This window comes from Nocardia exalbida NBRC 100660 (assembly GCF_000308575.1).
GTDB lineage: Bacteria > Actinomycetota > Actinomycetes > Mycobacteriales > Mycobacteriaceae > Nocardia > Nocardia exalbida.
This window is the reverse complement of sequence record NZ_BAFZ01000126.1, coordinates 102665-127720: the sequence shown is the minus strand read 5'-3', so window position 1 is coordinate 127720 and position 25056 is coordinate 102665. Positions and strand designations below refer to the sequence as shown.

General features: G+C 68.4%; 24 protein-coding genes. 14 read left to right on the top strand and 10 right to left on the bottom strand.

All coding sequences use genetic code 11. The annotated features are described in order from the left end of the window. Positions 1–578 precede the first annotated feature (578 nt). Positions 579–2039: a CCA tRNA nucleotidyltransferase gene (locus ON29_RS29530; protein WP_040871302.1), complete on the top strand. Its 1461-nt coding sequence runs from the start codon at positions 579–581 to the stop codon at positions 2037–2039. Between the two features lie 5 nt (positions 2040–2044). Here ON29_RS29530 and ON29_RS29525 read toward each other — a convergent pair whose 3' ends face one another. Next, a complete protein-coding gene (locus ON29_RS29525; protein WP_040871300.1) occupies positions 2045–2860 on the bottom strand; it encodes a hypothetical protein in 816 nt (271 codons plus the stop codon). Between the two features lie 142 nt (positions 2861–3002). Between ON29_RS29525 and ON29_RS29520 the strand changes: the two genes are divergently transcribed. From ON29_RS29520 to ON29_RS29510, 3 genes are read left to right on the top strand one after another with little or no spacing between them, the layout of a single operon-like run. Then, the gene (locus tag ON29_RS29520) at positions 3003–3758 is read left to right on the top strand and encodes a LamB/YcsF family protein (protein ID WP_085994961.1); all 756 of its coding nucleotides are present in this window, start codon (positions 3003–3005) and stop codon (positions 3756–3758) included. Positions 3759–3767: 9 nt separating this feature from the next. Continuing rightward, on the top strand, positions 3768–4469 hold the full coding sequence (locus ON29_RS29515; protein ID WP_083864142.1) for a 5-oxoprolinase subunit B family protein: 702 nt from the start codon (positions 3768–3770) through the stop codon (positions 4467–4469). Then, complete coding sequence (locus ON29_RS29510; RefSeq protein WP_040871298.1) at positions 4466–5323, top strand: 5-oxoprolinase subunit C family protein; 858 nt, start codon at positions 4466–4468, stop codon at positions 5321–5323. Before ON29_RS29515 ends, ON29_RS29510 begins: the two co-directional genes overlap by 4 nt. On the opposite strand, the gene ON29_RS29505 is transcribed toward ON29_RS29510, so the two are convergent. Continuing rightward, positions 5293–6984, bottom strand: coding sequence for a glycoside hydrolase family 183 protein (locus ON29_RS29505; protein ID WP_051175725.1), 1692 nt, complete (start codon positions 6982–6984; stop codon positions 5293–5295). The genes ON29_RS29510 and ON29_RS29505 overlap by 31 nt on opposite strands. Positions 6985–7227: 243 nt before the next feature. On the opposite strand from ON29_RS29505, the gene ON29_RS34095 reads away from it, so the two are divergent. Then, positions 7228–7722: a hypothetical protein gene (locus tag ON29_RS34095; protein WP_051175711.1), complete on the top strand. Its 495-nt coding sequence runs from the start codon at positions 7228–7230 to the stop codon at positions 7720–7722. Here ON29_RS34095 and ON29_RS29495 read toward each other — a convergent pair. Together ON29_RS29495 and ON29_RS29490 are read right to left on the bottom strand one after the other, a co-directional pair. Continuing rightward, entirely contained in the window at positions 7715–9064 is a 1350-nt protein-coding gene (locus ON29_RS29495; RefSeq protein WP_174371879.1) for an MFS transporter, read from the bottom strand. The genes ON29_RS34095 and ON29_RS29495 overlap by 8 nt on opposite strands. 73 nt (positions 9065–9137) lie before the next feature. Continuing rightward, positions 9138–9602 carry an NUDIX domain-containing protein gene (locus tag ON29_RS29490; protein ID WP_040871296.1) on the bottom strand — a complete coding sequence of 155 codons (465 nt, stop codon included), beginning with the start codon at positions 9600–9602 and terminating at the stop codon, positions 9138–9140. 235 nt (positions 9603–9837) lie between these two features. Here ON29_RS29490 and ON29_RS29485 point away from each other — a divergent pair, with 235 nt between their 5' ends. Both ON29_RS29485 and ON29_RS29480 read left to right on the top strand, forming a co-directional pair. After that, entirely contained in the window at positions 9838–10626 is a 789-nt protein-coding gene (locus ON29_RS29485; RefSeq protein ID WP_040871357.1) for a pirin family protein, read from the top strand. 114 nt (positions 10627–10740) lie between these two features. After that, positions 10741–11244 (top strand): DUF4190 domain-containing protein, encoded by a 504-nt coding sequence (locus tag ON29_RS29480; RefSeq protein ID WP_040871295.1) that lies wholly within the window; start codon positions 10741–10743, stop codon positions 11242–11244. Here ON29_RS29480 and ON29_RS29475 read toward each other — a convergent pair. Next, entirely contained in the window at positions 11213–11737 is a 525-nt protein-coding gene (locus tag ON29_RS29475; protein ID WP_040871356.1) for a hypothetical protein, read from the bottom strand. The two genes, ON29_RS29480 and ON29_RS29475, sit on opposite strands and share 32 nt — an antisense overlap. Positions 11738–11871: 134 nt before the next feature. Between ON29_RS29475 and ON29_RS29470 the strand changes: the two genes are divergently transcribed. The 3 genes from ON29_RS29470 to ON29_RS29460 all read left to right on the top strand — a co-directional run bounded on the left by ON29_RS29470 (position 11872) and on the right by ON29_RS29460 (position 15201). Further along, the gene (locus ON29_RS29470) at positions 11872–12723 is read left to right on the top strand and encodes a Scr1 family TA system antitoxin-like transcriptional regulator (RefSeq protein ID WP_040871293.1); all 852 of its coding nucleotides are present in this window, start codon (positions 11872–11874) and stop codon (positions 12721–12723) included. Positions 12724–12733: 10 nt separating this feature from the next. Continuing rightward, positions 12734–13108: a DUF397 domain-containing protein gene (locus ON29_RS29465; protein WP_040871292.1), complete on the top strand. Its 375-nt coding sequence runs from the start codon at positions 12734–12736 to the stop codon at positions 13106–13108. A 74-nt stretch (positions 13109–13182) separates the two neighbouring features. Further along, a complete protein-coding gene (locus ON29_RS29460) occupies positions 13183–15201 on the top strand; it encodes a M13 family metallopeptidase (RefSeq protein ID WP_051175708.1) in 2019 nt (672 codons plus the stop codon). A gap of 92 nt (positions 15202–15293) precedes the next feature. Here the strand turns inward: ON29_RS29460 and ON29_RS29455 are convergent, their stop codons facing one another. From ON29_RS29455 to ON29_RS29440, 4 genes are all read right to left on the bottom strand, one after another. Beyond that, a complete protein-coding gene (locus tag ON29_RS29455) occupies positions 15294–16193 on the bottom strand; it encodes a L,D-transpeptidase (protein ID WP_169332613.1) in 900 nt (299 codons plus the stop codon). A 307-nt stretch (positions 16194–16500) separates the two neighbouring features. Further along, a complete protein-coding gene (locus ON29_RS29450) occupies positions 16501–17871 on the bottom strand; it encodes a cytochrome P450 (RefSeq protein ID WP_051175721.1) in 1371 nt (456 codons plus the stop codon). 50 nt (positions 17872–17921) lie between these two features. Further along, positions 17922–19136 (bottom strand): serine hydrolase domain-containing protein, encoded by a 1215-nt coding sequence (locus ON29_RS29445; protein WP_085994962.1) that lies wholly within the window; start codon positions 19134–19136, stop codon positions 17922–17924. A 109-nt stretch (positions 19137–19245) separates the two neighbouring features. Beyond that, positions 19246–19770, bottom strand: a complete 525-nt coding sequence (locus ON29_RS29440) for a DUF6764 family protein (RefSeq protein WP_040871288.1) — start codon at positions 19768–19770, stop codon at positions 19246–19248. A gap of 188 nt (positions 19771–19958) precedes the next feature. On the opposite strand from ON29_RS29440, the gene lppU reads away from it, so the two are divergent. Continuing rightward, positions 19959–20585: an LppU family putative lipoprotein gene (gene lppU, locus ON29_RS29435; RefSeq protein WP_051175706.1), complete on the top strand. Its 627-nt coding sequence runs from the start codon at positions 19959–19961 to the stop codon at positions 20583–20585. A gap of 40 nt (positions 20586–20625) precedes the next feature. Further along, positions 20626–22077, top strand: a complete 1452-nt coding sequence (locus tag ON29_RS29430; RefSeq protein ID WP_040871350.1) for an MFS transporter — start codon at positions 20626–20628, stop codon at positions 22075–22077. Positions 22078–22129: 52 nt separating this feature from the next. Here the strand turns inward: ON29_RS29430 and ON29_RS29425 are convergent, their stop codons facing one another. Next, positions 22130–22804: a S1 family peptidase gene (locus ON29_RS29425; protein ID WP_040871286.1), complete on the bottom strand. Its 675-nt coding sequence runs from the start codon at positions 22802–22804 to the stop codon at positions 22130–22132. A 525-nt stretch (positions 22805–23329) separates the two neighbouring features. Between ON29_RS29425 and ON29_RS29420 the strand changes: the two genes are divergently transcribed. Further along, a complete protein-coding gene (locus ON29_RS29420; protein ID WP_040871285.1) occupies positions 23330–24184 on the top strand; it encodes an MlaE family ABC transporter permease in 855 nt (284 codons plus the stop codon). Positions 24185–24188: 4 nt separating this feature from the next. Further along, entirely contained in the window at positions 24189–25052 is an 864-nt protein-coding gene (locus tag ON29_RS29415; RefSeq protein ID WP_040871284.1) for an ABC transporter permease, read from the top strand. The last annotated feature ends 4 nt before the right edge of the window (positions 25053–25056 follow it).

Genomic DNA, 25056 nt, shown 5'->3' with positions numbered 1-25056 from the left:
GCTTCGGTCGGCGTCAGCGGTTGAGATTCGGTCTTGCCTCGCTCGAAAGACGTGGTGGGGCGCGTTGGGTGCGTCTGTACCCGCGTTCGGGGCACGTGGCTGGGACGGATCGTCGAGGGTTGATCGGTACTGGTGGTTCGTGGAGGTAGCGGTGGTCCCGCTTACAGCCGGCTGTTCGTCAGGCAGACGACCTGGGATTCAGAGTGCGGACACGCTGGATGCTTGGTGGTGTGCACGGCCGCTGGATGGCTCGCGGTCGGGCGCGGCGGGCCTTCGGCTTGTTCGAGAGCGGCGGGGTGGTGCGGCGGGCGAGGGTGCGCGGCGCTCACGGCGGCTGACCGTGAGTCGATCCCGAATCGTGAATCGCTTTTGGGCGGTGACCACTGGGTTGCGCAGTGGGGTTGGCGGCGAGCGTTGTTCTTCGGCTCTGCGTGGCGCGTGAAGGGTGGATCGCGAGGGTGGTTGCACGGTCTTCGGATGCCGCTGGCTGGGTTGATGTCGGTGTCCTTATATATCTGGGCTGCTGCGTGGGCCTGCGGCGCGATAACCGTTGTCGTGGCTCGGTAAGCTGCTGCTTCGTGGTTTCGCCGAAGTCGCAGGACGCTGCGCTGGATAGACGTACCCGATTGCTGGCCGCCGCGGCGGTGACGCTCGGGGGGCTGGCGGATGTGCTGACGCCGCTGGGTGAGATGTTCGCGGCGCGGGGGCACGAGCTGTACCTGGTCGGCGGGAGCGTGCGGGACGCGGTGCTCGGCCGGTTGGGGACCGATCTGGATTTCACCACCGACGCGCGGCCGGAGGTGGTGCAGGACATCTTGCGCGGGTGGGCCGACCATCTGTGGGACACCGGCGGCCTGGCATTCGGCACGGTCAGCGCGTCGAAGGCCGGGCAGCAGCTGGAGATCACCACCTTCCGCGCCGACAACTACGACCGGGTGTCGCGCAACCCCCAGGTGACCTTCGGCGACTCGCTCGCCGAAGACCTGGTGCGCCGGGACTTCACGGTGAACGCGATGGCCGTGAAGATCGGAGCGGACGGCGCGCTGGAGTTCGTCGATCCGCTCGACGGCATGACCGCCCTGCTCGAAGGCGTGCTGGATACGCCTGCCGCGCCGGAGGATTCGTTCAACGACGATCCGTTGCGCATGTTGCGCGCCGCGCGATTCGTCTCCCAGCTCGGCTTCGAGCCGCATCCCCGGGTGCGGACCGCCATCACCGCGATGGCCGACCAGATCGACCGCATCACCGCCGAGCGGGTCCGGGTCGAGCTGGACAAGCTGATCGGGGGCGCGCATCCGATCGACGGCATCAACGTGATGTGTGAGACCGGGCTGGCGCAGCGGGTGCTGCCCGAGGTGCCCGCGATGAAGCTGGAGATCGACGAGCATCACCAGCACAAGGACGTCTACTGGCATTCGCTCACCGTGCTGGAGCAGGCGATCGACCAGGAGGAGGGCGACCCCGATCTGGTGCTGCGCTGGGCCGCGCTGCTGCACGACATCGGCAAGCCCGAGACCAAGCGCAACGAGCCGGGCGGCGGCGTCAGCTTCCACCACCACGAGGTGGTCGGCGCGAAGATGGTGCGCAAACGGATGCGGGCGCTGAAGTACCCGAAGCAGTTCACCGAGGACGTCGCCCGGCTGGTGTTCCTGCATCTGCGCTTCCACGGTTACGGCAAGGGGCAGTGGACCGACTCCGCCGTCCGCCGCTATGTCACCGACGCCGCGGAGCTACTCCCCCGCCTGCACAAACTCGTCCGCGCCGACTGCACCACCCGCAACAAGCGCAGGGCCGCCGCGCTGCGCGCCACCTACGACGAACTCGAGGTGCGGATCGAGCGGTTGCGAGAGCAGGAGGATCTGGCCAAGGTTCGTCCGGATCTGGACGGCAACGCGATCATGGAACTGCTCGGCCTGCCCCCGGGGCCCGAGGTGGGCAGGGCCTGGCGCCATCTGAAGGAACTGCGGCTCGACCGTGGCCCGCTCGATCGGGACGAAGCCGAGGCGGCGCTGCTCGAGTGGTGGAAGACGCAGAGCTGACCAGGTCAGAAGACGATCAGGGTGGTGCCTGCCAGGATCGCGGAGCGCATCTGGGCGAGATCGAACGACCCGGAGATCTCCGGCAGTTCGACGCGGAAACGGATCAGGTCGTCCTCGCGCTCGGCACACGCGATCCGCGCGTCCTTGGGCAGGTGCTCGAGCGGTAGGACGGGAACGTCGAGCATGCGGCGCGGAATGGGCACGCCGAACCAGGTGACCCGGCGTACCTCGATGCGCAGGCGGTTGTCCGCGACCGACGCGTCCACCAGGGCGGTGACCAGCCGTCGGCGGTGCCTGGCTCGGATCAGCCCGCTGCGGTGCACGTCGAGGTCCCAGTCCAGCGGCTGGGTGTTGAGCCACCCGACCAGCGCCGCCGTGGTGACGGTGCCCACGAGATCGAGCCGGGCGGTGCGTACCTTGGTCGGCACACCCGGAATCAGGCGGACGCCGTGGGCGATCACCGTGACGGACTCGATCGGATGATCGTCCCAGCTCAGCCGCGACAGCACCGTCTTGGTCTGGAAATGCGCGCCGCGGCGGCGCACCTTCAGCACCTGCAAGGTGGCGTGCAGGTCGTGGCCGAGCAGTGTCGCGCTGACCTCCTGGCCGCCGAACCGGCTCAGGATGCCCTCGCTGAGCATGGTCATCAGCACGTCGGGCAGCAGCGCCGTGACGGTGCCCGCGCCGAGGTCGGCGACCGGATCCATCCAGGCCGTGCTGAGCGCGATCCACTGCTCCAGCCAGGATTGATCGAACAGGCGCTTTCCGAGATCGACGGCCCGCAGCGGCGACCAGGACTTCGGATCGAAATACGTGGCCATGATTGGAACGAGCGTACTTGGCGCGGGGGCTCGAACCGGCGCGCTGTGACCCAGGTCGCGCGCAACGAGTGTCCTTGCCCGGGGCGAGGCTCGAGCACGAGAATCGAAGGGCCGTCTGTCACGCACTGCTGGGAGGACGCACATGGCGCTGGATCTGAACAGTGATCTCGGCGAGGGCTTCGGACCGTGGACGATGGGCGACGACGCCGCCATGCTCGACATCGTCACCAGCGCGAACATCGCCTGCGGATTCCACGCGGGTGACCCCGCGATCATGCGCAGGACCTGCGCGCTCGCGGTGCGGAAGGGCGTGCGGATCGGCGCCCACGTCGGTTATCGCGACCTGGCCGGTTTCGGTAGGCGAGAGATCGCCGTCGCGCCTGGAGAGCTGCGCGACGAGGTGCTGTATCAGATAGGCGGCCTCGACGCCTTCGCGAAAGCCGCCGGGGATCGGGTGCGCTACGTGAAACCGCATGGCGCGCTCTATCACTCGGCAGCGCGCGATCGGGCGCTGGCCGACGCCGTCTTGGCCGCGATCACGGAGTACGACCCGCGGCTGGCCCTACTCGGCCCGGCAGGCACCCATTTGGAGACGGCAGCGGAGGCCGCCGGAGTGCGCTTCGTCGGTGAAGGTTTCGCCGACCGCGCCTATACGGCCGAGGGCTCGCTGGCGCCGCGCGGTACGCCCGGCGCGGTGCTGGAGCCGCGGGACGCGGTCGCCCAAGCGATTTCGATCGCCGAGTCGGGAGCCGCGCGGACGGCCGACGGCTCCGGCGAGGTCGCGGTGCGCGCCGACAGCATCTGTGTGCACGGTGATTCGCCCGCGGCGGTGGAGATGGCCCGGCGCATCCGAGCCGCGCTGGACGAAGTCGGCGTGCCGGTGGAGCCGTTCGGCTGAGGCCGGGACATGAAGACGAAGGGCACGGTGACGCACGCGCAGCGGCAGGCGGCCGAGGAGGCGATCCGCGCGGCGGGTGATCGGGCGCTGTTGATCACCCCCCAGCGTCGTGCGGTGATCGCGGAACTCGTGACCGCGCTGCGGGAACGTCCGGTACCGGGCGTGCAGGATCTGCTTCCGGCCGCGGAAACCGTATTGCTGACACTCGATTCACCCCGCGCCGCGGACTCGGTCCGCCGGGCGCTGACGACGCTCCTGATCGCATTGCACGCCGAGGGGACGACCGCTGTTTCCCGTGGAACATCGCACGCTTCGCGCGCCGAGCCGGTGTCGATCCCGGTGCGCTACGACGGGGCCGACCTCGACGAGGTGGCCCGGATGCTGGAAGTCACGACCGCGGAGGTGGTCGCCGCGCACACCGGCACGGTGTGGCGGTGCGCCTTCGTCGGATTCGCGCCGGGCTTCGGCTATCTGGAATCGCCCGACGGCCGGTTGTCCGTTCCGCGCAGAGCGCAGGCGCGTACATCGATTCCGGCGGGCGCGGTCGCACTCGCCGGTGGATACAGCGCCGTGTACCCGCGGAGCACACCCGGCGGGTGGCAGCTGATCGGCACCACCGACCTCAGGATGTGGGACGCCGAGCGCGACCCGCCCGCGCTGATCCGGGCGGGCGCCACGGTTCGCTTCGTCGACGCGAGGGACGGCCGATGATCGTTGTCGAGCAGGTCGGTCCCCTGGCGACCATCCAGGATCTCGGACGGCCGGGCTGGTTCGACTCCGGCGTCGGTCCCGCGGGGGCGGCGGATCGCGCGTCCCTGCGGCTGGCCAATCGGCTGGTCGGCAACCCGGAGGGGCACGCGGCCGTCGAAGTGCTGCTCGGGGGCCTCGCGCTGCACGCGGAAGAGCACATCATGCTGGCGGTCACGGGCGCTCCCGCGCCCACCACGGTCGACGGCAGGCCGGTGGGTCACGCGAGTGTGCTGGAACTCGAACCGGGACAAACCCTCCGGCTGGCCTACGCGTCCGTCGGCCTGCGCAGCTATGTCGCGGTGCGCGGCGGCATCGACGTACCGGAGACACTCGGTTCCCGCAGCCGCGACACCATGTCGGGCTTGGGTCCGGAGCCGTTGGAGAAGGGCGATCGCCTTCCGATCGGGCCGTCTCCGCACACGATTCCGGTCGTGGACGTCGCCCCGGTCGCCGAATTGCCCGCGGACGTCGTCACCGTACGGGCCGTGCTCGGTCCGCGCGACGATTGGTTCACCGACGCCACGGCCTTGTTCGAGGGCGAGTGGGAGGTCTCCACCGACACCGACCGGATCGGCGCCCGATTGGCACGCCGTCGCGGCCCACCGCTGACCCGCAAGGTCACCCGCGAACTGCCGACCGAGGGTATGGCACTCGGCTCGATCCAGGTGCCCCCGAGCGGAGAGCCGGTCGTCTTCCTCGCCGATCACCCGGTCACGGGCGGCTATCCGGTGATCGCGGTGGTCCTCGACGCCGACGTCGACGCCATCGCGCAGACCCGGCCCGGTCAGCCCGTCCGGTTCGTGCGGGCGGGCTGACCGCGGTTCGCGCCCGGCCGCAGCCGGGCGTGCATGAGATACACGTTGTAGCTGTCCCACGCCGAGAGCGTGAAGTACAGGTCCTCGCCGGTCGACCACGGATGGATGAACCCGCCGTAGGACTTGGGATAGTCGGCGGTGGACACCAGCGGGACCGCGTCCGTCCACGCCCCCTGCGGGCTCGCCGCGGTACGCAGCACGATCGCGCCCCGGGCGGAATCCAGGTAGACCATCTGCCACTGCTCGGTCTCCCGGTCGTAGCGCACCGAGAGCTCACTTGCCATACCGAGGATCAGAGGGGTGGCTCGATTCTCGGCCGCGGGCGCCCAGCTGCCGCCAACCCAGTACTGATAGGCGGACTTGTTCAGGATCTGGCGCTTCGGGACCCGGGCCAGTGCGATCGTGCCGATGCGTCCGTTGGGTGTGCCGAACATGTAGACGTAGTCACCGTGCGGCACCATCGCCGCGACCTGGAACTTGCCGAGACCGAACAGGTTCTCCCATTTGGCATGCTGATCTTTCTTCCAGGTGCGCCCGTGGTCGTCGGAGTAGGCGATGCCGCCGTAGTTGGTCCACCACAGGCCCGGGATGCGGCTCCACCTGTTCACCGACATGTAGCTGAGGTACTGCCGGTTCCCGACGGCGAACCCGGAGGTCGGGATGGTGGTCGTTTCCCAGTTCTTGATCTTGCGGCTGCCCAGGATCTCCGCGGCGTGGCAGCGGCTGTCCTGCGCGAAGGTATCCAAGGTCAGGCCGTCGGACAGCTCGCGGTCGGTGCTGAAACCGATGACGTTGCTGCGCCAGTCCTGGTCGTCGTTGCCCGCGCCGCCGACGCCCCAGCCTTCGCCGAAGGTGTCGCCGAAGACAACGGCGACCTCACCGGGCGCGGTCTCCCACATCAGGCCGAGATCCGTGCCGTCGACCTGCCAGCGCATGTCGGTGCGGTTCGGCGAACCGTGCCCGGTCACCTGCTCGACCAGCTCGACCGACTCGACCGCAGGCGCGGTCACCGGCGCCGTGAGCGGACCCGGTTCGGCCGGATGGACCACCTCGGGTGGAGCCGGTTGCGGCTCCTCGCCGGGACCACCCGGCACCGGGACCGGAATCGGCTCGACCTCCGGTTTGAACTCGATGCGCGGGAGTTTCACCGGCGCACCGGAACCCGAGCCGGAGCCGCTGCCCGAGCCGGATCCAGAGGCGGAGCCGGAACCACTGCCCGAATCGGGCCTCGAGGCGGAACCGGAGGAACCGGTTCCCTCCTCTGTGCCGGTCTCGGGTGTCGGGCTCGGATCTGGATCGGGTTCGGGGTGCTCGGGATAGTCCCTGATGTCCGGGCACGGGTTGTCGCACGGGTTCTCCGGCAGCGGGTCGGGGACGATCCGCGTGTTGTCCTGCGGCGGATCGGGCACCGGAACCGGTGTGAGTTCCGGGATCGGCACCGGGATGTCGATCTGCGGCGGCAGCGGCGGCGGAGGCGGTTGCGCGGGATCGGGCTCGCGGGCGAGCGGGTCGAACCCGATCTCACCGCAGCTGTTCACCGGCGGCGGCGCCCACGGGAACGGTGCGCTCTGCGCGGTGGGCAGCGGCACGATGAGGACGCCGACGAGCAGTGCGCCGAACAAGACCGGTGCACAGGGGGTTTTGATTCCGCAGGTGCGCATCAGGTCGGCCCGGCCGCGGTCATCACGCGATCGGGCGCCCGGTGACGGACCGAGTTTCCCACGCGCCCAGCAGTTCTCGTACCGCATCGGGGGTGTGCACCGGAAAACCCATGTCGTATCGACTCCTGTCGGTCGGCCGCTGACAGGTCAACTTACCGGAACAACCACCGCGAACGGGGGACGGCGAATCGAAAAAGCGCCGCGTGATGGAACCCGCGCCGTACCGCGCGCGTCCAAGAACATATGAACGAGATCGAGTACGTGTTCGGTACCGGGGACGGACCCGTGCACATCTGGTCCAGCCAGGCCGACCTGGAACTCGGCGACACGGGCGGGGCCGACGCGGTGCGGCTGGACTTCGACGGGGACGGCATCGCCGATGACGCGCTGTGGGATCCGGCGGGTTCGGGCCGAGCCGGCATCGCGGCGCTGGATCTCGACGACGACGGTGTGCCCGACCACTTCTTCACCGATCCCACCGGCCTCGGCACATGGAATCACCAAATCACCGGCCTGCCCGGCGATGCGGCCAGCGAGCCGCTGGACTGGATCGTGCGCACGGAGGCGGACGTGCCGGATCGTGCGCTCGGCGACGCACGATTATCGGAGGCACAGGCGAATTCCGATTCCGCGGCCGCATCGCCCGGCGACTCGGCGGCCGAGAGCATGCCCGAGCACCTGACGCACCGACTGAACCGTGGCGTGCGCAACCTCGGCGACGAACCTTTCATCAACTGATCGTGCGGCGGCGCATGTTCAACGCGATGGCCGCGATTCCCGCGGCGTAGGCGGCGGCGCCGGTCAGCACCACGATCGCCGATCGGCCGTCGTCCGGAATGATCATGGCCGCGGCCGCGATCGCCAGCACGAACGTGATGTTGAAAACCGTGTCCTGCAACGCGAACACCTGACCGCGGCGGGCGTCATCGATATCGATCTGCATCGTCGCGTCGCCGGTCAGTTTGATCGTCTGCCCGGCGAGTCCGAGCAGGAAGGCGCCGGCCAAGAGGAGTTCGTGGGCGCGCTCCACCGCGGCGCCCGAATCGGCGAACGCGATCGGCGTGACCAGAGTCAGCTGCACCAGCATGGCGGTGATCAGACCGGCGACCACGGTGCGCGCCCGTCCCAGCCGGGGAATGAGCAGTGGCGCGACAACGGCGGCCACCAGCATGCCCGCCGCGGTGGCGCCGATCGCGACGCCGAAACCGACCAGGCCACCACTGAGGCCGGTGCCGTCCACCGGGGCCTGGCGCAGCACCAGCACCATGATCAGCGTATTCACGCCGAAGACGATCCGGTGGGTGCCGATGCCCAGCATCGCCGTCGTGACCGCTCTCGATTCCCACACCGCCGTGGCACCGGTACGCAGGCCGGTGGCGATCGCGTGCACGGTGTTCTCGCCCTTCGCCGCGTCGGGCGCAGGACCGAGCACCCTCGGCCGGAACCCCGTTGCCAGCGCCGCGCCGATCAGCGACCCGGTCCCGCTGATCGCCACCGCGACCGCCGAGGCGAAGTCACCCGCCCCCATCAGCCCGATCACTCCCACCGCCACGGCCGCACCCGCTCCGGCGCACCCGGAGGCGATCGTGGCCAGCACCGAGTTCATCGGCACCAGCCAGGCCTGCGCCAGCACCCGTGGCAGCGCGGCCGAGACGCCCGCCAGGACGAATCTGCTGACGCCCACCACCGCCAAGGCCAGCAACAGCAGCGGTGTCTCGCCGACTCCGGCGAGCAACCCCACGCCGACCAGCGCGATCAGCACCGCGCGCAGCACGTTGGCCACCAGCAGCACGGCCCGCCGGTCCCAGCGATCCAGCAGTGCGCCCGCGTACGGTCCGATCAGCGAATACGGCAGCAGCAGCACCGCGAAGCCCGCCGCGATGGCCAGCGGATCGGTCTGCCGCTCGGGGTTGAACAGGATCGCGCCCGACAACGCCGCCTGGAACATCCCGTCGCCGAATTGCCCGGCGAAACGCACCACGGCCAGACGCGACACGCCCGGGCTTTCCCGAAGTGTGGCGCGCAGTCCACCCGGCCGTTGCTCCGCGGGAGTGAGGCCTTCGGCGTGACCAGTCGACACGTCCGCGAGCGTACTGCGTTCGCCGACGACGCCGCACCACCGCGCGTCGGAGGCGAACAACACGGCGCGCGAGTCAGACCCGGTCGACCAGCGCGCTCACCGTCGCGCGCATGTCGGGCGCCATCGGCAGCTCGTCGAGCGCGCCCGCGTCGATCCAGGCGAACGCGTCGTGCTCCCCTGGCGCGAGGACGACGTCGCCCGGCTCGGCCTCCACCACGAAGCTGTATTTCCGCACTTTCGACTTGGTGCGGGTGGCGTAATCGAATCCACCGAGGAAGTCGAGCACGGCGCGCAGCCGCAGCCCCGTTTCCTCCAGCAATTCCCGCTCGACGCACTCGGCGAAAGTCTCCCCCGATTCGACTCCTCCGCCGGGCAGTTCGTACATACCGCCGTGATAGTCGTCGGCGACCCGGCGCACCACCAGGAGCCGCCCTTCGCGGAACACCGCGACGCCGACCACGAAATGCGCGATGCCGTCGCGGCGCGCTTCGCTGCGGAGTTGCTGCTCGATCCGGGTCAGGTCATCGGATTCCAGCACGTCGTTCCCTCCGGTCGGCGTTGTGGCGCTTGGCAATCGGGGCCGGACGACGATATCCGGCGAGGTCGCCCGACGTTTCGACGTACCGGTTGGTTCTGCTCGCCTCCCGTTCACCTTCCGGTCGCTCGCGTAAAATGCCGAGTGCGGCACAATTTACTAGGAATGCGGAGTACCGCGGCGGAAGTGCTCCTACCCTGAATGGCGATCGGTGCACGGTCCCGAGAGGAGGACCATGATGTCCACACTCACGACACCACACATCGATGTCCACCGTGGCGGCGACCGTATGAAGACGCGGGTCTCCTGGCTGGATTCGAAGCATTCGTTCTCCTTCGGGGAGCATTACGATCCCGACAACACCCACCACGGCCTGCTGCTGGTCAACAACGAGGACGTCGTCTCGCCCGGGCAGGGTTTCGACACCCACCCGCACCGGGACATGGAGATCGTCACCTGGGTGCTCGGTGGCAGTCTGGTACACCAGGACTCCCTGGGCCACAGCGGTGTCATCTACCCCGGGCTGGCCCAGCGGATGAGCGCGGGCACCGGCATCCTGCATTCGGAGAAGAACGACTCGTGGCGGCTGGACGGCCGCATCTCCGAACACGAGGAACCCGTGCATTTCGTGCAGATGTGGGTCGTGCCCGACGAGCCGGGTCTGACTCCGGGCTACCAGCAGCTCGAGATCGATGACGAACTCGCGGGAGGCGGTCTGGTCACCGTTGCCTCGGGGCTGCCCCGATACCGGGATCGCACCGCCATCGCCATCAACAGCAGCCATTCGGCGCTGCACGTGGCGCGCATGGCAGGCGCGGAGCCGGATGCCGAGCCGGTCATCGATCTGCCCGATGCGCCGTACCTGCACTTGTTCGTGGCGCGCGGGGAGGTGGACATGGAGGGAGTCGGCCCGCTCTACGAGGGCGATGCGGTGCGTTTGACCAGGTCGGGCGGCCAGCGTGTGGTGGCGCGACGGCCATCGGAAATCCTGGTCTGGGAGATGCACGCGCGGCTGGGCGCCCAGTAGCCGGTTCGCATTAACATCCGTCCGCGGGATGCGCGATCAGTAGGCGACGGCCGCGCCGCCCCGGACCACCTCGTGCGGACCGAGCATCGCGAGGCACCGACGGAGAGGAAGTCCATGTCGCAATATCCGCCCCCGCCGCCCGGCCAGTACCCGCCGCCGGGTCAGTACCCGCAGCCACCCGGCGGCCAGTACCCCGGTCAGCCCGCCTACTGGCAGGAATCGCCGAAGGGTCGAGGTCTGGCGATCACCGCGCTGGTGCTCGGCATCCTCGCGTTGCTGTTCTTCTGGACGATCATCGGCGGCTATGTCTGCGGCATCTTCGCCGTCATCCTCGGCATCGTCGCGATTTTCAAGGCCCGCGCCGGCACCGCGGGTGGCATGGGGATGGCGATCGCCGGTGTCGTCCTCGGTGTGCTGGGCATCGTGGGCGCCGTCCTGCTCACCATCGTGGGTTACAGCTTCTTCGTGGACTCGGGTGGCAAGGACTTCGTGGACTGCGTGAACAAGGCGGGCGACGACCAGTCCAAGATCGAACAGTGCGAGCGCGACTGGAACGAGAAGCTGCAGGACAAGTACAGCATCACGCTCACTCCGCCGCCCGCGCCGACACCCCGGTAGCCGCGGCGCATGCCCGGGTCGTGGCGATGACCTCGGCGAAGTCGCGGCGGAAGTCGCGGTCGGGCGCCACGACCCAGGTCCGGTAGCCGCCGTGCTCGTCGGCGGGTGACGGCAGCACGAGGTGGCTGCCCGGCAGTGCGATCGCGGCGCAGATCCGGAACAGGTCGGCGAACAGTCCGGTGTCCAGATACGAGTTGTCGGTGGGGCCGGTCAGGAAGGTCCATCGGTTCGCGCGCGGATGCGCGATGATCGGTCCCGGCCGGGGCTCGGGCCCGGCGGTCAAGCGTTCGCGCACCCGGCGACCGAACTCGGCGGGCATCACGACCGCTCCGACCGAGCCGACTTCCAGCATGATGCGGCCGAGCATCGGGTCAACGAGACCGTACAACCCGTTGTTCTCGCGATAGGTACGGCAGCGAGCGAACGCGTCCTGGATCGACGGGAAGTCCGTGGACGCGAGATGCCTGCCCGATTCGATGCGCGATGTACTCATGTCGAACAACCTCGCCTCGCTGTGGTGGACGCGTGCTCGGAAGAAACGATCGCTGGCCATGACCCTAGCCCTGGGCAAGTCGCTTGACAATAGTCACCCGGGGCGCGCGTCGGCGTGGGCGTAGCATCCTGCCCATGGCACCCCCCTCGCCCACCGTTGCCCGCTGGGAGCTGGTGCTGCGGTTGCGTGAGCTGCGGGAACAGCGCGGGTTCGACTCGGCGGGCTTCGCGAGGCGAGTGGGGTTCACCCCGGCGAACTGGTCGCACGTGGAGAAGGGCAGACGAGTACTCACCACCGAGACCATCGGCCCGGTGCTCGAACTGCTCGAGGTGGAAGCCGAGGAGCGTGCGGAGCTGCTGACCCTGTTGGAGGCCAGCAAGCAGCGCGGATGGTGGGCGAAGTCCTCGGCGTTGATCGGACCGGAACTGCAGCGGCTCTACGGCATGGAATACGGCGCGCAGAGCATCCGCAGCTACGACAGCCTCGTCGTGCCGGGCCTGTTGCAGACCGAGGACTACGCCCGCGCGCTGATCAGTGCCGATGTGATGATCCGTCCGGTCCAGGTCGAGCAGTTGGTGGCGATCCGGATGCGGCGCCAAGAGCGGCTGCGCGGCACGGATCCGGTGGAACTCACGGCGGTGTTCGGTGAGGGCACGCTGCTCCAGCAGACCGGGGGCCCGGATGTGCTGCGCGGACAGCTGAACTACCTCGCCGCGTTGATCGAGGAAGTGGACACCGTGGAGGTGCGCGTGATCCCGTTCGCGGCCTCCGCGGGCGCGGTGCTCGGCGGTTCCAGCTTCCACCTCATCGACTTCGCCGGTGAACAGCTGCCCACGTTCGGCTGGGTGGAGAGCGCGGTGTTCGGCGGGGCCGTCGAAGACCCGGAGCTGGTCCGCGATCTCCGCTTCGCGTACCTGCGCGCGGTGGACCAGTCGCTCTCACGAGCGGAGTCATTAGCGCTGATCAGACGCTATTCTCGCGTGTAAAATCCTGCCCATGGCCATCACCGCACGGCCGGCACGCACCGGCTGGTTCACATCGACCAGATCGAACAATGGCAACCAATGCGTCGAGGTCAGGTTCGATGGTGATGCGGTGCTCATCCGTGACAGCAAATATCGCCGCGACCCGGCGAACCGCCCCGGCGACGAGCCCGTCATCACCGTGACCGCGGCCGAGTGGACCGCTTTCCTCGACGCCGTGCGCACCCGCGGGCGATCGAACGGCGAACTGCGCGCGCACCCCGTCGCCCACGGTCACACCGCACTGCGTCACGGCGGAATCACCCTCACCTACACCCCTGAGGAGTGGGACGCCTTCCTGTTCGGCGCACATGACGGCGAATTCGATCGCGTCGTCGTACCCGCCTGATCTCCCCTGCTCGCCACCCCCGGGCCCGCCGTGCCCGGGGGCCGACTCCCGCTCTTGTCGGCATACTGGACACCGTGACTTCCGAACTGACCCGTCCTTCCGGTATCGACCTGTCCCACCTCGACGAGGATGTGCGGGTGCAGGACGATTTGTTCGCGCACGTCAACGGCAAATGGCTGGCCGACTATCAGATCCCCGCCGACCGGGCGGTGGACGGCGCCTTCCGCGCGCTGTACGACCAGGCGGAGCTGGACGTGCAGGCAATCATCCAGAACGCCGCGGCCACCGACGCCGAGCCGGGCAGCGAAGCCCGCAAGATCGGTGACCTGTACTCCAGCTTCATGAACACCGACGCGGTGGCCGCCGCCGGGCTCGCGCCGATCGCGGCCGAACTCGCGGCGATCGCCGAGGTCGGCGACAAGGGGACTTTCGCGTCGCTGCTCGGCCGGTTGCAGCGCACCGGCGTCGGGGGCGCCGTCGGCGTTTTCGTCGACACCGATGACAAGGACTCCAACCGCTATCTGGCGCACGCCACCCAGTCCGGCATCGGCCTGCCCGACGAGTCGTACTACCGGCAGGACGAGTTCGCCGAGATCCGCGCGAAGTACATCGCGCACATCAACCGCATGTTCGCCCTGGCCGCCGCCGACCCGCAGGTCGCCGGGCTGCTGCCGGAGGACCTCGGCACCGTCGGAGAACGCGTCTTCGAGCTGGAGCGGAAACTGGCCGCCGGGCACTGGGACGTGGTGCGCCGCCGGGACGCCGAACTCAGATACAACCTGACCACCTTCGACGCGCTGGTCACCGACAATCCCGAGTTCGATTGGGCCGCCTGGACTTCCGCGCTGGCCGAAGGCGCGGACGCGGCCGGGCCCGAGCTGTTCGCCGAGTCGGTGGTGCATCAGCCGGATTATCTGCGTACGTTCGCGCGGCTGTGGGCCGACGAGCCGCTCGCGGACTGGCAGGCATGGGCGGCGTGGCGGGTGCTGCGCGCGCGGGCGCCGTATCTGACCGACGAGCTGGTCGAGGAGAATTTCGACTTCTACGGCCGCACGCTCACCGGCGCCGAGGAGAACCGGGAACGCTGGAAGCGCGGGGTCGCGCTGGTGCAAAGTCTGCTCGGTGAGGCGGTCGGCAAACTGTATGTGGCCGAGCATTTCCCGCCCGAAGCCAAAGCGCGCATGGTCGGACTGGTGGCCAACCTGCAGGAGGCCTATCGCCGCAATATCGCCGAGCTGGAGTGGATGGGCGAGGGCACCAGGCTCGCCGCGCTGGCGAAGCTGGAGAAGTTCACCCCGAAGATCGGCTACCCGGACAAGTGGCGGGACTACTCGGGCGTGGTGATCGACCCGGCCGACCTGGTGGGCAACTACCGCAGAGGCTATGCGGCCGAACACGATCGGGATCTGAAGAAGCTCGGCGGTCCGGTCGACCGGGACGAGTGGTTCATGACCCCGCAGACGGTGAACGCCTACTACAACCCCGGCATGAACGAGATCGTCTTCCCGGCCGCCATCCTCCAGCCGCCGTTCTTCGACATGGACGCCGACGACGCGGCCAACTACGGCGGTATCGGCGCGGTGATCGGCCACGAGATCGGGCACGGCTTCGACGACCAAGGCTCGAAGTACGACGGTGACGGCAACATGGTGGACTGGTGGACCGACGAGGACCGCGCCGAATTCGGCAAGCGGACGAGGGCGCTGATCGATCAGTACGACGTGCTGTCCCCCAAGGACCTGCCCGACGAGCACACGGTGAACGGCCGGTTCACCATCGGCGAGAACATCGGCGACCTCGGCGGCCTCTCCATCGCGCTGGAGGCGTACAAGATCTCGCTGGGCGGCGCGCCCGCACCGGAGATCGACGGGCTCACCGGCCTGCAACGGGTGTTCTTCGGCTGGGCGCAAGTGTGGCGCACGAAAGCCCGTGCGGAGGAAGCCGTGCGCAGGCTCGCCACCGATCCGCACTCCCCGGCGGAGTTCCGCTGCAACGCGGTCGTGCGCAACATCGACAGCTTCCACGAGGCGTTCGACCTGAAACCCGGTGATGCGCTCTACTTGGATCCCGCTGAGCGTGTGAAGATCTGGTGATCCGCTACAGCGAAAGCCGAACATCACGATCGACTACTGCGAGGATTCGATCGTAATGTTCGGCTTCGCGCCGATCCGGGGTTAACGAATCGTCAGTTCCAGTCGCCCAGGCCGTCGCTCGCACTGAGCGTGCCGCCCTGGGTGTTCTGCACGACGACCGGGTCGCCGCGGCGCGCGTTCTCGAAGAACCACTTGGCGTCCTCGGTGCTGACGTTCAGGCAGCCGTGGCTGGCGTTGGACACGCCCTGCTGCGCGACCGACCACGGAGCCGCGTGCACGAAGATGCCGCTGTTGGAGATGCGGGTGGCGTACTCGACCTCGAGCTTGTAGCCCTCCGGGTCGGTGACCGGCACGCCGTAGGTCGACGAGTCCATGGTCATCTTGCGCAGCTGCTCGCCCACGATGTAAGTGCCGTTCGGCGTCTCGTGCTTGGGCTTGCCCATCGAGGTGGGCATCTCCTTCACCACCTCGCCGTTGCGGGTGATGGTGATGGTGTGGGTCTCGTCGTCGGCGGTGGTCACGAAGGCGTCGCCGATGCGGAAGGAGCTGGTGGTGCCGCCCGCCTGGACCTGCACGTCGGTGTTGTCCGGCCAGAACTCGTCCGGCCGCCAGCGCACCTGCTTGTCACCGCGCCAGTAGAAGTGGCCGGGGGCGGCCTTCGACGAGGTGATCTGGATGGCCTTCTCGGCGGTGGCGTGGTCGGTCACCGGCTCCTTGAAGGTGATGATGATCGGCTGCGCGACCCCGACGACCTCGCCGTCGGCGATGTTGATCGAGGGCGGGGCGAAGTTCGCCTGCGGCGCGGGCTCGGTGGCCGCGGCGGCCGATCCGGTGCCGAGACCCGGGATCGGTTCGGCGTGAGCAGGCGCGACGAGCAGAACACCGGCCGCCGCGATCGCGGCGGACAGCAGGGCGCCCTCACGCATCCGGCGGGTCAGCCGCGCTCCCTTGCGGCGAGCAGGCAACGATCCGGTGTGCAAAGCGGCATGCATAGGTTTCTCGTCCATTCCATCTCTCGCGCGCACGCGTAAGCGCGCGTGGCGAGATCTTTCATTTCAGCGCGGAGCCAGAAGAGCGCCCCACTGGTATCGACGGCCCGACCCGTCGTCCATTCCTACCGTCCCGGCGCGCCCCCTAGCCACCGGCGTTTCAGAGTGATACAGCAACCGTGCTCGTTGTGGTGTCGGTCACAATCACTTCACTTGGGTATTGCTGCGGGCAAACCTCCCGGTCACACCGGATAGGACAGCAACGGGCCGGAGTCGACGGGAACGTGAAAGATGGTTCACCGCAAACTAGTTAGTGACCAAGCTCACTGATCACGTCGAACGAAATCGGGCGATGCGGACCGGTCGCGATGTTGTGCGGCACCGAGCGCGGGACCCTCCCATGCGCATATCGCGGAGGCAGCCGCAGGCTTACCCGCCCGAGGATGGTGGCCAGCGCGATCCGCAACTCGTAGTCCGCGAGGGCAGCGCCGACGCAGCGCCGGTGGCCGCCGCCGAACGGGGCGAACTCGAACGGCCGGTAGCGGCGCTCGGTGAAGCGACTCGGGTCGAAGCGCCGAGGGTCCGGCCACACCTCCGGGTCGGAGTGCAGCAACGGCACCGCGATCCCCACGGTGTCCCCCGGTGCGAGCGCAACGCCGCGCAGCGCGAAAGGCTCGATCAGGCGACGCAGGACGATCGGAACCGGCGGGTGCAGCCGCAGCGTCTCCTGGCAGACGGCATCCAGGTAGGGCAGTGCGGCCAGCTCCGCCGGGCTCGCCTGCGGGCCCGCGTCGCGCAGCTCCCGCCGCAGCCGGGCCAAGGCCTCCGGCGCGCGGTGCAGCCGCAACAGCGCCCAGACCAGGGTGGTCGCGGTGGTCTCGTGCCCGGCCACCAGCAAGGTGCGTACCTGCTCGCAGAGCTCGTCATCCGCGGCGGCGTCCGGGTACGCGGATAGCAGCACGTCGAGCACGTCGCCGGGCTGTGCGGCGACGTGCCCGCGCCTGCGCGCGATGTCGGCCCGGATCAACCGATCCAGTCGTGCGCGCGCGGCGCGAAACCGGTCCCAGGGTCCGTGCCCGCGCAGTCCGTGCCGCAGCGCGGGGACCAGGAGCAACGGCCCGGAGAACGCGGTGAGGAATTCCGTCACCGCGGCGGTGTACTCCGCTTGCCGACGCGCGTCGCGCACGCCGAACACCGCCGTCGCGATCACCCGAAGCGTGAGCGCACGCGCCGCCGCCCGAGCGTCGACCCGCGCGCCCGCCGCCCACACCTGACCGCTCTCCCCGGCCATCTCTCGCAAGGTGGCTTCCCGGATGAGCGCGCCGTACTCCCGTATCCGTGCGCTGTGAAAGGCGGGGGCGAGCAGCGCGCGGTCGCGGCGGTGGCGCGGGCCCGAGGCCAGGATCAGCGACGCGGCGCCGACCATCGGTTCGATCGGGTTCGGCCGCGGTGGCTCGGAGAAATCCGCCGGCGAGCGAAAGATCTCCTGGGCGCCGACGGCCGTCCCGGTGAACAGCGCAGCGCCGAATCCCGGAAAACGGACATAGAACGGGTCGCCTTCGCGTGCTCTGCGCCACCGGAAGTACCGGTCGAAATCAATCCCCGCGGCCACGGCGTGCAGTGCGGTCGAGCGCGGCACGCGCGGTCCGGCGCGGTGGTCACCCGCGTCGGCTCGACGCATGCGCACATCCATACCGAGAACTACGAAGCCGCCGCCGGAGCGGTTCGACGCTAGCCCGGTGCATGCTTGTGCTTGCGCACCGTGGTCTGCGCCGTCGCCGCCAGCCGCGCGAGCCTGGCGTCGCCGAGTGCGGTCACCATGCTGCCGAGCCCGTTGGTCACGAACGCGATCGACATGCCGAGATCCGGGTCCGCGTACGCGCCGGATCCGCCCACGCCGTAGTGGCCGAACGCATGTCGCGGCTGCTGCTTGGACATCAGAACCGGGCGGTGATAGCCGAGGGTGAAGGTGATCGGCAGCCCGAGCACGTAATCGCGGCTGTGGGCCGACTGCGCCCGGCCGATCGTCGCGATCGTCTCCCGGGCCAGGAACCGCACGACCTGCTCGGATCCGGTCGCGCCGACACCGTGGACGCCTGGCCCGGGGTAGACCACGCCGCCGTTGGCCAGCGCGCCGTACATCCGCGCCAGTGCGCGCGCCGAGAAGACGCCGTTCCAGCCCGGCATCACCGCGTCGTGCACCCGGGGGTCGCGGACCAGCTCATCGAAACTCTCCGGCATGCCCGCCTCGGCGAGCCCGCGCACCGGCCGCACCCAGGACAGCACCGAGGAGGCGGTGTTCCAGCGGATGCCCGGCGGGCCGAGGGGCCGAAAGATCTTGGCGATCCGGTGTCGCTCGGACTCCGGGACGCGGAACCAGTACTCGTCCAACCCGAGCGGCTCGGCGATCTCGGTGCGCAATACCTCGGTGAACGGTGTACCCGTCGCCCGCTGCACGAGTTCGGCGACCAGCCAGCCGAAGGTGATCGCGTGGTAGCCGGAGGTGCGGATGCGCCGGGGGTCCGGCGGGCTGTCGGCCAGCGCCCGGACCACGGCGTCGTAGTTCAGGATGCCTTCGCGGCCGGGGACCAGGCCGCGTACCCGGTGCAAGCCGGCGCGGTGACAGAGCACGTCGCGAACCGTGATGTCGTCTTTGCCGTGCGCGGCGAACTCCGGCCAGTACTCGGCCACCGGGATGTCGTAACCGATCAGACCCCGTTCGGCCAGGCGGTGGACGACGGTCGAGGCGACGCCTTTACCGGTGGAGAAGGTCAGCGCTACGGTATCGCCGTTCCAGCGCCGCTCCTTGTCCGCCCAGCCTGCCCAGATGTCGACCACGGGCCTGCCGTCGAGGTAGACCGCCAGCGCACCGCCGCCGCGCGCGGGTTGGGCGAACAGGCCGAAGAATTGATCGGCCAGTCGGATGAAACGCGGGTCGACCAGCATCTCGCGCGGTGCCGCCAGCTTGTCGCGGGCCGAATCGGCGGGCTCGAAGTCGTCCGCCGCCATTGCCGAAACCATGGGGTCACCTCCTGACCGCCGTTATCCGGGCTGGTCAACCAGGGTAACCCGTTCGATGGGTCTGCCAGAGCCCAAAAGGGGTGGCAAGGCACGCGGCGCCGCTGTCGGCGTTCCACGCGAAGGCCGCCACGCCCAGACAGACGACCGACTGTTCGGCGGTTTCCACCCCCGCTCGCGATCCTTCGAGTGCGATGGAGATCGCGAACGTCCGTGCCGCCGGGTCGTCGTTGGTCGAGGTCAGCGCGACCGCGTCCGGGCCGAGGCCGACCGCGACCGGAACTCCGCCCGCGCCTTCGCTGGCACCGACACCGCCCGCCGCGCCGATGCCGATGGCCGTGGCGCCGAGGGTCGCGTTGGCGTAGCCGACCCCATCGATCCCGCTGGCCCTGGCCGAGCCGTAACTGTCGGTCGCCGCGCGGCAGGCCGTCTCCCCATCGATGACGGTGATGTCGGTCCCGTGGTCCGATCGGCAGTGCACGTCGGCAGCGGCCGCCACCCCCGGAACGACGAGGGAGCCTCCGATCGCGGTCGAACACACGATTGCGCTGATCAGCTTCACCGGGGGACTCCTCTCGGACCAGAAATCCCACCATACCCAGACTTGTTGGCAGCGGTTCGTTTCCGCCTTCGGCTCGACGTGCGCTCGGTCCATGGTGTATTCATGGCGTGGTATTTCAAGCACAGCCAAGGCAACTTCGGATCACGGGGGCGTGAGTTCGCCGGCGTTACAGCTCGGGAGGACTGTACGTGTCTCGTCAACTGACCTGGGGGCGTCTCGCCTTCGCCGGATTCGCCATCGCGGCGGGATTGTCGCTGGTCGGCTGTAGTTCCACGATCAGCGGTACCGCCCAGCCCGCCGTGGACAACGGGACGATCGACGCGGTGTCGGTGACCAGCACGCCGAAACCGTCGTCGGGCAAGCCCACTCCGAGCACCGGCAAGCCGACGACGAGCAAGCCGAGCGGCGACACCGACTTCGACGCGAACGTCAACGACTGCGTGAAACTCGGCGGCACCACCACCAACGCCACCATCGAGAAGGCGTCGTGCGGCAGCCGTGAGTCGAACTACAAGGTGATCGACAAGAAGGCGAAGAGCTCGCAGTGCAGCAGCGACGCCGACAACTACTACGCCGAGACCATCAACGGCATCGAGCAGGGCGCGCTGTGCCTGGACATCGACTGGGTGGTCGGCGGCTGCATGGACGTCGGTGGTGACGACCCCAAGCGCATCGACTGCACCGGCTCGTCGCCGTCGAAGGGCGTGAAGGTGGTAAAGATCCAGCAGGGCGCCGATGACGTCAGCGTCTGCGGCAGCGGCACCGGGTACGTCTACGACAAGCGCCGCTTCGTCGTCTGCGTCCAGGAACTCTGACCGGGACTTCCCACCGCCTGCGGGCCGCTAGGTTGGGTTGGTGAGCACCACCGAGCTACCACGGCTGCAATCCGGCACGGGTCGCTGGATTCTGCTGGCCACCATCCTCGGCTCGTCGGTCGCCTCGCTCGACGCGACGGTGGTGAATATCGCGCTGCCGCGGATCGGCGAATCGCTGGATACCGATGTCGCCGGGCTGCAGTGGACGTTGAACGGGTACACCCTGACCCTCGCCTCGTTCATCCTGCTCGGCGGCTCGCTCGGCGACAAGCTCGGCCGGCGCAGGGTCTTCGTGTGGGGAACCGTGGCGTTCGCGCTCGCGTCGGTGTTGTGCGGCGTCGCGACGAGCATCGAGATGCTGGTCGCGGCCCGGATCCTGCAGGGTGTCGCTGGCGCGATGCTCACGCCGGGCAGCCTGGCACTGATCTCCTCGTCCATCGATCGGCGCGATCAAGGTGCGGCGATCGGCCTGTGGTCCGGTTTCGGCGGCGTGGCAGGCGCGCTCGGGCCGTTCCTCGGCGGCTGGCTCATCGAGGTCGCGGGCTGGCGGTCCATCTTCTTCCTCAACGTTCCGCTGACCCTGGTCGTCGTCCTGGTCGCGCTGCGGCACGTGCCCGAGAGCCGTGATCCCGGCGCCGCCGCCGAACTCGATGTGCCCGGCGCACTGGTGGTGGCCCTGGCGCTCGGTGCGCTGACCCTCGGACTGATCGACACCATGCCTTCGCTCATCGTGGCCGGGGTCGTGCTGCTCGGAGCCTTCGTCCTGATCGAGCTGCGCAGCGATCATCCGCTGGTGCCGCCGGCCCTGTTCGGCTCGCGGGTGTTCACCGCGGCGAATCTCGTGACGCTCGCGGTCTACGCCGCCCTCGGTGGCGTGTTCTTCCTGCTGGTGCTGGAACTGCAACTGGTGGCCGGATACTCGCCGCTGATGTCCGGGGTCGCGACCGTGCCGGTCACGGTGATCATGCTGGCGCTCTCGGCCCCCGCCGGACGCTGGGCGCAAGTGCACGGGCCGCGCATCCCGATGACCGCCGGACCGCTGCTGGCGGCGGCGGGCCTGGTGCTTCTGCTGCGCATCGGACCCGACACCAGGTACTTCATCGATGTGCTTCCGGGCGTCCTCGTGTTCGGGCTGGGGCTCGCGGTGCTGGTCGCGCCGCTGACCGGCGCGGTGCTGGGCGCGGTGCCCGCGAGCGAGGCCGGTATCGCCTCGGGGGTGAACAACGCCGTCGCGCGCACCGCGCAGCTGCTCGCCGTGGCGGCGCTGCCCGGGGTCGCGGGCATCTCGGGTGCGCTGGGTGATCCGGCCGCCTTCGACGACGGCTTCGCCACCGCGATGTGGCTGTGTGCCGGGCTGCTGGTGACCGGCGCGGTGCTCGCCGCCGTGCTGTTGCGTCCCGAGCGGCACGCGCCCGCGTTGGACAGCGTCGACTGCATGCCGCAGTGCGCCGTCGCGGGTCCGGCGGTGGCGCCGGCTCCGAGCGAAAAATAAGCGGCCCGAACGGATCGCTCCGCTCGGGCCGCAAGTCGAAAGTGTGGTCCGCTCAGATCGGGACGTAACCCGTGCCGACGCCGCCGCGGGCGTTGATGTCGGCCACGATGGCGCTCATGTTGGTACCGACCTCAGGACCGAAGCACGCGAGGGCCAGATAGGCGTTCACCATGCCCACCAGCGTCGTCCCGACGACCACCGGCGCACCGGAGTCGCCTTCCACCACGCACATCTGGCTCCAGGTCTCGACGTTCGTCCGGAAGACGTCACCCCAGGCGATACCACAGGTGTTGCCGGTGGTGCGCCCTTCCTTGCACACGATCTGCGGGAAGTTGGCCGGTGCGCCCAGCCCGGTGATGGTGACATTGCCGATCCGGTTCACCGGGGTGATCTTGCCCGGATCGAACTGGATGACGGCGTAGTCCAGGTCGTGGTTGGAGTAGGCGAACCGGCCGATCACGCCCGCCTCCCGATCGGCTTCGGCGTAGACCTGCGCGCCCGGGTCGCCGCAGTGGCCCGCGGTCAAGCCGACCAGACGTCCCGCGTTGTCGTGGCCGACAGTCGTGACCGTGCACTCGAACTGGTTGTCGATGATGATGCCGGATCCACCGCCCAACACCGGCGGGCCCGTTTGGGCGTTCGCGGCCCCTGTGCCCGTGCCGAGCAGCGCCGCGCCCAGGGCGACGGCGAAGGCGGCGTTGGCCACCTTGGCGAGTTTGCTGAACATGTCCCTCCAGACGTCGGAAGCCCGCACGATATCAATCTGTCGCACCCATCGTGTCAGTAAACGATCTCGGGCGCGTCACCACTACGGGGTTGTCCCCACTGCTCCGCGCTTCAACCCTATTTCGTACAACTGAGATGGAATGTATCTTACGCGCCTAATAGCATTCGGCTATCACAATTGTGAAAAGCCTGTGGACGTTAGTGTCCGAGTGATAGTAAGGAGCCGTTGTGTTGGTCTCCGGAAACAAATCGGATTTTCGATGAGAATTATCCGAGGAAATTAGCCGAATCGCCGTTGTGGATCCCGGATTCGCGCAGCTGGGCTGTAGGTTGTGCCAGAGCTCGGGCCGCCGTCTTTGGGGTCGTTCCCAATGTTCCACGGCTTAACCATTGCTTTCCGGCAGCGGTGAGGGACATCTATGACTGCGATCACAAGGGGATGGTGTGTTCTGCACTACTCCGTAGTAAGGTGCGTCAAGCAAACGAGTCGCCGGGGCAGCCAACCGGCGTCGAGGAGGATTAGCCAGTGCAGTCGACCGAGAGTCCACCATCAGGGTCACGGTTCAGTGGCGCGGCCGATTGGACGAGGTCTTACTGGCAGGATCATCCGAAGCGTTCGCTGGAGACCTTCGGCAGGCAGATCACGATGGGCTTCGCGGCTGTCGCCGAACTGTTCGTCTCGATTTTCCGCAGGCGCTTCCCCTTCGCCGAGTTCGTCCGGCAGTGCGCGTTCATGGCCAGCGTCTCCGCGGCGCCGACGCTGCTCGTCGCCATCCCGATCGGCGTCATCGTCTCCATCCAGGTCGGATCGGTCGCCGGCCAGGTCGGCGCCACCTCGTTCATCGGCGCGGCCAACGGCCTCGGCATCATCCAGCAGGGCGCCCCGCTGGTCACCTCGCTGATGATCGCGGGCGCCGTCGGCTCCGCGGTCTGCGCCGATCTCGGCTCGCGCACCATCCGCGAGGAGATCGACGCCATGAAGGTCATGGGCGTCGACCCCATGCGCAGGCTGGTCGCTCCGCGGCTCGGCGCGGCGATGCTGGTGAGCGTGCTGCTGTGCGGCTTCGTCGTCTTCGTGGGATTCCTGACCGGCTATATCTTCAATATATTCGCGCAGAACGGCACGCCGGGCTCCTATGTCGGCACCTTCTCGTCGTTCGCCGTGACCACCGATCTTCTTGTCGCACTGGTGAAATCGCTGATTTTCGGCCTGCTGGCGGCAATCATCGCCTGCGATACCGGATTGAACACCCGCGGTGGTCCCGGCGGTGTCGCGAACTCGGTGAATTCCGCGGTGGTGGGCTCCACCATCATGCTGTTCGGGGTGAACCTCATCATCACCCAGGTTTACAACGCACTATTCCCGTCACAGGTGGTCTGAGCCGGTGTCATCAACCTATGTACCGCCGCTGCTGCGGCCTCTCCAGACGATCCGGAAATCGGCCCAGGCGCCGGTCGATTGGCTCGCCAGGCTCGGCCACCAGGTGTTCTTCCTGTTGCGCTCGATCGGCTCGATTCCGCTGGCGCTCAAGCACTACCCCAAGGAAGTGTGGCGCCTGCTCTCCGACGTCACCTGGGGCAACGGCAATCTCGTCGTCGGCGGCGGCACCATCGGCGTCGTCGTCATTCTGAGCGCCTTCGGCGGCATGACCGTCGGCATCCAGGGTTACAACTCGCTGAACCTGCTCGGCCTGAGCCCGATCACCGGCGCGATCTCGGCGTTCGCCACGACTCGCGAACTCGGCCCGCTGCTCGCCACGCTGGCCTTCGCCGCTCAGGCGGGCTGCCGGTTCACCGCGCAGCTCGGCGCCATGCGCATCTCCGAGGAGATCGACGCGCTGGAGTCCATCGCCATCCGGCCGCTGCCCTACCTGATCAGCACCAGGATGTTCGCGGCGATGATCGCCATCATCCCGCTCTACTGCCTGGGCCTCACGATGGCCTACGTGTCCTGCTCGCTGACCGTGCAGCTGATCGGCGGTACCGCCGTGGGCACCTACCAGCACTACTTCTATCAGTTCCTCGTCCCGGCCGACGTCGTCTATTCGCTGATCAAGGCGATCCTGTTCGTCGCGATCACCACGTTCATCCAGTGCTACTACGGCTTCTTCGCCTCCGGTGGCCCCGAGGGCGTCGGCGTGGCCGCGGGCCGCGCGATCAAGATGTGCATCATCGCGGTCGTTTTCGCGAACCTGTTCATGACATTGGCGATCTGGGGCATCAACCCCGGCATCCGGATCTCGGGGTAGACAC